At 59.4% G+C, this 8,316-nt stretch carries 6 protein-coding genes and 2 pseudogenes; 2 read left to right on the forward strand and 6 right to left on the reverse strand.

Translation table 11 applies throughout. The features are described 5' to 3' along the window. Window positions 1-75: 75 nt before the first annotated feature. From MA884_RS28145 to MA884_RS27525, 5 genes and pseudogenes are all read right to left on the reverse strand, one after another. On the reverse strand, window positions 76-1,005 hold the full coding sequence (locus MA884_RS28145; RefSeq protein WP_371134832.1) for a methyl-accepting chemotaxis protein: 930 nt from the start codon (window positions 1,003-1,005) through the stop codon (window positions 76-78). Then, window positions 982-2,073, reverse strand: a pseudogene (locus MA884_RS28150) (methyl-accepting chemotaxis protein); the annotation flags it as partial. The gene MA884_RS28145 and the pseudogene MA884_RS28150, both read right to left, overlap by 24 nt. A 255-nt stretch (window positions 2,074-2,328) precedes the next feature. Next, window positions 2,329-3,165, reverse strand: coding sequence for a regulatory signaling modulator protein AmpE (ampE, locus tag MA884_RS27515; protein WP_256233446.1), 837 nt, complete (start codon window positions 3,163-3,165; stop codon window positions 2,329-2,331). Beyond that, on the reverse strand, window positions 3,162-3,722 hold the full coding sequence (ampD, locus tag MA884_RS27520) for a 1,6-anhydro-N-acetylmuramyl-L-alanine amidase AmpD (RefSeq protein ID WP_256233447.1): 561 nt from the start codon (window positions 3,720-3,722) through the stop codon (window positions 3,162-3,164). The genes ampE and ampD overlap by 4 nt, the downstream gene beginning before the upstream one ends. Before the next feature lie 64 nt (window positions 3,723-3,786). Further along, a complete protein-coding gene (locus MA884_RS27525; protein ID WP_256233448.1) occupies window positions 3,787-6,000 on the reverse strand; it encodes a DUF1631 domain-containing protein in 2,214 nt (737 codons plus the stop codon). 366 nt (window positions 6,001-6,366) lie between these two features. Here MA884_RS27525 and nadC point away from each other — a divergent pair, with 366 nt between their 5' ends. Continuing rightward, window positions 6,367-7,215: a carboxylating nicotinate-nucleotide diphosphorylase gene (gene nadC / locus MA884_RS27530; protein ID WP_256233449.1), complete on the forward strand. Its 849-nt coding sequence runs from the start codon at window positions 6,367-6,369 to the stop codon at window positions 7,213-7,215. A gap of 84 nt (window positions 7,216-7,299) precedes the next feature. On the opposite strand, the gene MA884_RS27535 is transcribed toward nadC, so the two are convergent. After that, window positions 7,300-7,605 (reverse strand): DUF6388 family protein, encoded by a 306-nt coding sequence (locus MA884_RS27535; protein WP_256233450.1) that lies wholly within the window; start codon window positions 7,603-7,605, stop codon window positions 7,300-7,302. Window positions 7,606-7,901: 296 nt separating this feature from the next. On the opposite strand from MA884_RS27535, the pseudogene MA884_RS27540 reads away from it, so the two are divergent. Beyond that, window positions 7,902-8,075: pseudogene (locus tag MA884_RS27540) on the forward strand (type II toxin-antitoxin system HicB family antitoxin); the annotation flags it as partial. Window positions 8,076-8,316: the final 241 nt, after the last annotated feature.

Genomic DNA, 8,316 nt, shown 5'->3' on the forward strand with positions numbered 1-8,316 from the left:
TCCCTGGAAACGATGGCTAAATAAATCATCCAAGACAGTTGCTCCCACATTGGATTTGCGGCGAATCAGCCAGACTCACACCCGAAACGCATTGATCAACTGCTTGAGCTGCACCACCTGGGCGGACAATTCACGGCTGGCATCTTCGGTCTGGTGCGCGCCTTCGGCGGTGCGTTCACCGGCGCGATTGATCTCGACGATGTTCTGGTCGATGTCATGGGCCACGGCCGTCTGCTGCTCCACCGCAGCAGCAATCTGCTGGTTCTGGTCGACGATCATGCCGACGGCGCCGAGGATATTTTCCAGCGCCTGCTGGACCTTTTCCGACTGCCCCACGGTGCCACTGGCCATCTCATGACTGGTGCCCATGGCCTTGACGGCAGCACCCACGCCGCCGTGCAGGCGGGTGATCATTTCTTCGATTTCTTCGGTCGATTGCTGAGTCCGCTTGGCCAGGGTCCGCACTTCGTCGGCCACCACCGCAAAACCGCGCCCCTGCTCTCCGGCCCGTGCGGCTTCGATCGCGGCGTTGAGCGCCAGCAGGTTGGTCTGCTCGGCGATGCTCTTGATCACGTCCAGCACACGACTGATGGCCTGGCTGTCAGTCGCCAGTTGATTGATCACCTGCACCGACTGATCGATCTCACTGGCCAAGCGCACGATGCTGCTCTGTTGCGACTCCACCAACCCGCGCCCGCTGAGGGTTTCGTCGTTCACGCTGTGGGCGCTGCTGACCGCCGCGGCGGCGCTGCGAGCCACTTCCTGGGCGGTGGCCGACATCTGGTTCATCGCCGTGGCGACCAGCTCGATCTGACTGCGCTGCCCGGAAACGGCCTGGTTGCTCTGGGCCGACACCGCCTCCACCTGTCCGGCCTGGCGCTCGACTTCGGCAACGGTGTGGCCGACCTGCTCGATCAGATCATGGATCTTCGCCACCGTGCCATTGAACACTTCACCCAATTCCCCCAACTCATCCTTGCTGCGCGCCACGAAGTTGACCGTCATGTCGCCCGCCGCGACCTTGTCCATCATCTCGCCGAGATGCTTGAGGGTGGTGCGGGTTGAGGCGTAGAAGCCGGCGTACAGGTAAAAAATCAGCAGAAACACGGCGACCAGCGCAACCGCTTGCAGCACCATGTGGCTGCGGTTCTGCTCCAGGCGATGCTGCAACTGAACGTCCAGAAAACCCAGGGTCGCATCGTTCAGTCGGTAGGTCTGTTCCATCAGGCTGCTGACCTGCTCGTAGAACGGCAGCCATGGTGCATCCAGCGTGTCAGCCATCACCACCTGCTCTTCGATCAGTTCACCGGCTTTCTTCAGGGTCGCCCTGCTGCTTTCGGCCTGAGTGGCAAGCGCCTGCCCGGCCGCCTTGCTAGAGCCCAGGGCGTCCTGGACCTTAAGGTCATATTCACCTTGGAGTTTCTCAATTTGCCCCAGCAACTCGTCGAAGCGGGTGCTCGACGCCGAATTGAGAAAGCCCAGGCCCAGGGACGCAGCGCCCAGCGCGCGGCCCTCACCCAGGGTTTGGGTAACGTTGGGGGTCACGCCGATGATCAATTCGCTCAGTTGGCGGATATCGCCTTGGTTGTCGCGGCTCAGGCCAGCCTGGCTGGCGATGATTTGACTGAACATCTGCGCGCTGTTGAGCAGCTTGCCGATCAGTGCACTTTTGCTTTGCAGGGAGCGTTCGGCCTGCTGGGTCTTGAAAGCGGCAATCATTTCGTCGCGCTTGGCATCAAAAGCGCCGACCTGTTCAGGATCAACGGTCATGGCGCTCAAGCTCTGCAACCGCGCCAGGACCTGTTTTTCAAGGACGCCGATCTTCGCCTCTACGTCCCCGGCCTTGCCGGACTGACCGAGGCTGGCATTGATCTGCACCAGGTTGTTCAGGGTTTCCAGGTCCCGCCGCAGGGTCAGGCTGCTGCCCAGCAGATCGAGGCTTTGCAACTCCACTTGCGTGCCTTGGAATTCGCGATAGGAATCGCGCACCAAAAAGAAGTTGGTCACCAGCATCGGCAGCAGAAATAACACGCTGATCAGGCTGAACTTCATGCCGAAGCTCAGGCGATTCATCAGCGCGACGGCGGGCCAGAGCAAACTCTTCACAAGGAAGTCTCCCGGTTGTATTTCTTGTTTTTATGGGCATGCGCACAGGGACAGCAGAAAGCCACTATTTGGGCGCTGTCCCTGTATAGCCTAAATCGGCGGGAAGATTTGTAACTTAAGGTTAACGAGACAGGCCCGACATGATTCGGTGGCCAGGGCATTTATCTGTGGGAGCAAGCCTTGCTCCCACAGAACCCCTCTCGCCACAGAGCGCGCGCTTGCCTAAGCCAGCACCGTCCACAGCGCAAAACCGGCATACCAGAGCACCGCTGCACGCAACAACAGTTCCCATAGCCGATCCAGGCTGTTGATGCCGTCCGGCCCGGCGACGGGATCGGGGATCTCACCGGCCACCAGCCCGACCTTGCCGATCAGGTGGGCGGCGCTGATGTTCCAGTTCAGCAATTCATGCAGCATGACCCGGCTGACTGCCACGAAGTTGCCCACCAGGGCGAAGCTCGCGGCTAGCAGCCGCACCGGCACCCAATCGAAGGCATGGCGCAACTGCGCCGCCCGCTCGGCCACGCCGGGGTTCTGACTGTGCTCGGCGGCCAGCGCCAGCAGGCGATAGCTCAGGGCCGCGACCGGCCCCAACAGGAAATACCAGAAAATCACCGCGAAAAAACTCTGATAAGCCTGCCACAGCAGATGCCCTTGGACCTGCTCCAGCAACTGCTCGCCACTGTCGGCTTCAATGTTCAGGTCGCGCTTGGCCACATGGTCGGCCGCTTGCAGGTCTTCCCGGCGCCAGGCGTCACGAAACGGTCCCAGGTCAGCCAGCAGGTCCCCTCGACCCAGGCTGTAAATCACCACCAACAGATGCACCGGCAGCGCCAGCAGACCATAGGCCACCGGCTCCAACACCCACAGCAACAATGCCAGCAGCGCCACGGGCAGCAGGACCAGCACAACCAGTACCAGCCAGGGCCGGTTGATCCAGCGCGGTCCGGTCTCGAGCTTGTTCAGTTCGCGCAGCCAGCCGCCGTCACGCTGGACCCGATGGCGCAAGGCCGAGAATTTCTCGATCCAGATCGCCAGCAGCAGCACCAGAAAACTCATTGCCCTTCCCCTTCTGTCAGGGCCGCGCGGTAGCGCGCCCAGTCGAATGCCGGTCCCGGATCGGTCTTGCGACCCGGGGCGATGTCGCTGTGCCCACAGATGCGCTGCAGCGTGATCGCCCTGAACGCCGCCTGCAACTGGCGGGTCAGGCAGACCAATGCCGCATATTGCGCGTCAGTGAAGGGCAGATCATCGGTGCCTTCCAGCTCAATGCCTATGGAAAAATCGTTACACGTCTCCCGCCCTTCAAAGCACGAAACGCCCGCATGCCATGCACGATCCAGACAAGAGACAAACTGGGTAACCGCGCCGTCACGCTCGATCAGAAAATGCGCAGACACACGCAGATCGGCGATACCGGCAAAATAGGGGTGTTGCGTGACATCCAGACGATTCTGGAAAAACTCCTGCACCTTGCCCGTGGAAAACTGTGCCGGCGGCAGGCTGATGTTGTGGATCACCAGCAGTGAAATTTCGCCCTCGGGGCGCGCATTGAAGTTGGGTGATGGGCAATGCCGCACGCCATCGCACCAACCACTGGCGGGGTCCAACTGCATACAGGTTCCTTCGATGACGTCGGTGAATGCCGCCAGTATGCCGCGATCGGCCCTGGCTGCGCGATCACTTGCCGCGATTGAGCTGACGCAGATTACCCAGTACCGATTCCAGTGCCCGGTCGAACAGCAGGGTGTCGTCCAACAGGCGTGCTGCGTCCCGGCGAAACTCCAGGGCCAGGCTGGTGCGACTGTGCTCCAGCACTTTCAAGCCAGTGCGGTTGACGAAGACGTATTTGCCGGTGGCCTCGATGATCGCCGCCAGTTTGCAACGAAGGCTGTTGTCATCTTCCTCCTGGAATTCAACCCAGCTTCCCAACCGCAACTGGTCGACCTGAAGCAGGCCCACGTCATCGGCCGGCAAATGCACCGCTGCGCTTTCCTCCGGGGCCTTTTGCGTGGTGCGCAGGACAATTTTCTCGGAAACTTCGACCATGACCGGCGAATTGAACGACTGGGTCTGTTCCGTTGCCTGCCCCATGCGTTCGAGGGCCTGCACGTGGAGGGCTTCCAGCTCGCTGAAAAATTCGCCGGTGGCAAACGGGTCGAACGCCGAACGGCTCAGGCCTTCACGCAAGGCTTTGAGCAGCTGCGGCACTATCGTGAGCAAACGCAGACCGGCATCCGGCTCCTCGTGATGCTGGACGCTCCAGATCAGTTGTTCCAGGGTCAATACGTCGGCCTGCCACTCGGCTGAATATTTGCCGTGCTTGAAGCAGGTCAGCAACAACACCTGACTCCAGGCATGTTGCACGAACTCCACCACCGCCTGCGGCAACACCTTGCCCAGCATGACCTGATTGAGTACCCCTTCGACGCGCAGACGCGCCAGTTCGGCCTTGGCGCGACCTTCTTCGGCGTCACGAATGCGCTGTTCGAGCAGCTCACTGCGTCGTCTTTCATCGCTGGTGAAGGCCAGAAAATCGGCCAGCAATTCAGAGAAGATCGCAGGGTCATCGACAAAATCATTCAACAACCGCTGCACCACCTGCTCGATGCGCAGATAGAGGCTGTCGCGCTGATGATCGTCGCAATCACCCCAACCCGTGGCCGCAGCCGCGATTTCATTGAGCAGCCGCCGGGCCGGATGATTGCCCCGGCTGAAGAAGCTCTTGTCCTGCACCGCGACCTTGAGCATCGGAATCTGCAAACGGGCAATCAAAGCCTTGAAGGAATCCGGCAGGTTATGGTCGTCGAGGATGAATTCGAACATCATCGAGATCAGGTTGATCACGTCTTCATCGGCGACGTCGACCACTCGCGACTTGCCACTCCTGACGCTGACCCGGGTCAACAGTTGTTCGAGCTGGCTACGCAGGTCGAACTCATCCTCAATGGCTGGCGCCGGCACGTACTGCTGCAAATGGGAAAGCAGGCGCAGCAGGTCACGGGTTGAGATCGGCTGGGCCGGTGCGCTGGCCTCCAGAGTCGGCGCCACACTGCCACGCACCTGCATCAATAGTTTCTGCAACGCAGCGAACACTTCCTGCACGCTGTCGTCGACTTCGGCAGCCTTGGGGTTGGCTGCACTCTCTACCTTGGTACGCGGGGCGTCATCGGCTCGATCCGACGCCCGTCGCAACGGAGAAACCTTCAGATCCGGCAGGATGCCCGTAGCGGCCAACAACTGATTGGCCTCGCTATACAGTTGATCGCACTCGCTGAGCACATAGCGCTCGAACAATTTGAGCAAGATCAGCTTGACCTTGATTTCTACCCCCAGATTACGAGCGGCCTGTAGAAAGTTTTCACACAGCAGCGCCGGGCTCAAAGGATTCTGCTGGCTGGCCAGCGGCCTGGTCAGCAGGACGCTGAGCCGCGCCGTCAATTGCTCAAGAGACGCGCCATCGCGGCTGAGCACGCGGGTGACCATGGCCTCCACCGCCAGATGACGCTCGAGGTCATCATGTGAGCGCTGAGCCTGGGGGGGTGACGCTTGGGCAGGCGTCAAGGTGGCTTGGGTCAGGTCGTATTGCGCAAGACTGACGAACGCTTCGAAAAACTGCTCGATAAATTCGCGCTCAATGCTTTTGCGCTTCAGCCGCAAGTCTCGCATGGCTTCGAAGAACAGATTCTGATCGACATCGTTGCGCGCCCGATCGGCCATTTCAAACAGCGTGTCGTCGGCATTGTCGAACAGCCCCTGCAAGCCAAGGCGCAACTGTTGGGCGGCCTTGTCGCGTACCTGAAGCAGAATCACAGGCAGGCGGGCGAGCGGCGAGGGGCTCGCCTGATCCGTAGAAACCTTGTGCAAAGGCACTACATTCCCGTCGTTGTGCATCCTGGTCTCCTGAAAGGGTGCTTTTGAGCTCGAAACGTCAAAGCCATGACGTCAATCGAAAGGCGGATTATCTGGTAAAAGAACCCGGTCATGCCAGCAGACTCTGTGACCCAGGTCGAAATACTCCGCAATAAGTGACCGGACAATCGGGAAAATGTTGCGAGGATGCGACCAAATGCAGGTTTCGATGCCTGGCGCAGACATCCGGCGCCCGTGGATTGGATTGGATTGGGCTGGGTCGTCAGCCAAGACTGCGCCAGGAGCGGTCACGCAGCATGACGGCAACAGACGTCAGCCATAAGGAACATTGTTTGTGAGACAGGCCACTGGCCCTATAATCGGGCCACTTTGTTTGTGGAGCCCGTTATGCCGAATCTACGTCTCGCCGATCTGACCGCCGAAATCGAGGCCAACGTGCGCCGCGCGTTGCTCGAAGACATCGGCAGCGGCGACATCACCGCGCAACTGATCCCCGCCGAACGCCTGGCCAAAGCCACCATCATTACCCGTGAAGCCGCGGTCATCAGCGGCACGGCCTGGGTCGATGCGGTGTTCCGGCAACTGGACCCACGCGTCGCCGTGCATTGGCAAGTACGCGACGGTGACCGGGCACGCCCTGACCAGGCGCTGTTCCACCTCGAAGGGCCGGCCCGCTCGCTGCTGACCGGCGAACGCAGCGCGCTGAACTTTCTGCAGATGCTTTCTGGCGTGGCCACCCGGGCCCGCTACCTGGCCGACTTTGTTGCCGACACCCAAGTCAAGCTGCTGGACACCCGCAAAACCCTCCCTGGGCTGCGCCTGGCCCAGAAGTACGCCGTTACCTGCGGCGGTTGCCATAACCACCGCATCGGCCTCTACGATGCCTTCCTGATCAAGGAAAACCACATCGCAGCCTGCGGCGGCATCGCCCAGGCCATCGCCGCCGCCCACAAGATCGCACCAGGCAAACCGGTGGAAATCGAAGTGGAAAGCCTGAACGAATTGAAAGAAGCGCTGGCGGCCAATGCCGACATCATCATGCTCGACGAACTGAGCCTGGACGACATGCGCGAAGCCGTGCGCCTGAACGGCGGCAAGGCGAAGCTGGAGGCCAGCGGCGGGATCAACGAAAGCACGTTGCGCCCGATTGCCGAGACCGGGGTGGACTACATCTCGATCGGCGCGATGACCAAGGATGTGAAAGCGGTGGACTTGTCGATGCGGCTCAGTCTCTGAGGAGCAGCGGGGAGCTTCAAGCTGCAAGCTTCAAGCGGTTCGACGCTTGCCTTGCAGCTTGCAGCTTGTGACTTGCAGCTGCTCTCAAACTACAAGATTATTCATCTCGCAGTATTCATCCCATTCCACACCCAGCACCTCGGCCGCTTCCTTGTGCAAGGCAAGGCGCTGCTCCTCGAACTCTTCAGGCGTGCTGGTGTACTTGAGCGTCAATTCCCAAGGCTGCAACCCCTGGGCTTCGGCCTCGTCCTCGAACGCCCACTGGATCTGGTCTTTCTGATCGTCGGCGCTCAGTTCCTTGATCTCTTCCAGCAACTGGGGCGCATCCAGCACGTACTTCTTCAGCGCTTCTTCGTGCCTGGCTTCCTGGGTCAACTCTTTCACAGTCATGGCGTTCTCGTTGATCTGGGGAATGGAAGATGGATCTGGATCATCAAGGATCTCTCTGACGCAAAAAACCGTGTGGAGCCCGGTTTATCTGGCCTTCAGAACCATTCGGGGATCATCTGAAAACAAATGTATTTCCTTTCTGGGACAAGGGAATCCTAACAGAGACGCAAGCCTGTGCAACAACCGCAATTGAATGGAGAGGTGAGGTATGTGCTCGGTTACAGTTTCTTGGTTCCATGCGTGGGGGTTCACCCCGTATAAATATCCACGACTTCAGCAGTGAGGGTCGAGACTCTATGAGCAGTCAATTGCAATACAAGGGCTATGTCGGCTCAATTGAAGCAAGCCCCCAGGACGAATGCCTGTTCGGAAAGCTCTTATTCATTCGGGCGCTGGTGAGCTATGAGGGACAAACGGTGGAGGAGTTGGAAAGGGCTTTTCGAGAAGCGGTAGATGGCCACCTACAGACCTTCAGCCGCTCGAAAAAGTACAACACTAGGTAAGGCTAAATCTTCAACTGCTCAAATTTTCCAGGGGCTGAAAACTTCCATGCCACCTTGAATGCAGCACCACCAGCAATCAGACTTGCTTGTTGAATTATCGCAGGCCACCAACGAACGAGATTTTCGGCCTTGCTCCAGTAAGGTGCTTGACCCGAATGGCACTTACTTAACGGCTAACTAGCTGATACGCCTACAAAAAATGAAAAAA

This window comes from Pseudomonas sp. Q11, from assembly GCF_024494355.1.
In the GTDB taxonomy this organism is placed as follows: Bacteria; Pseudomonadota; Gammaproteobacteria; order Pseudomonadales; family Pseudomonadaceae; genus Aquipseudomonas; species Aquipseudomonas hefeiensis.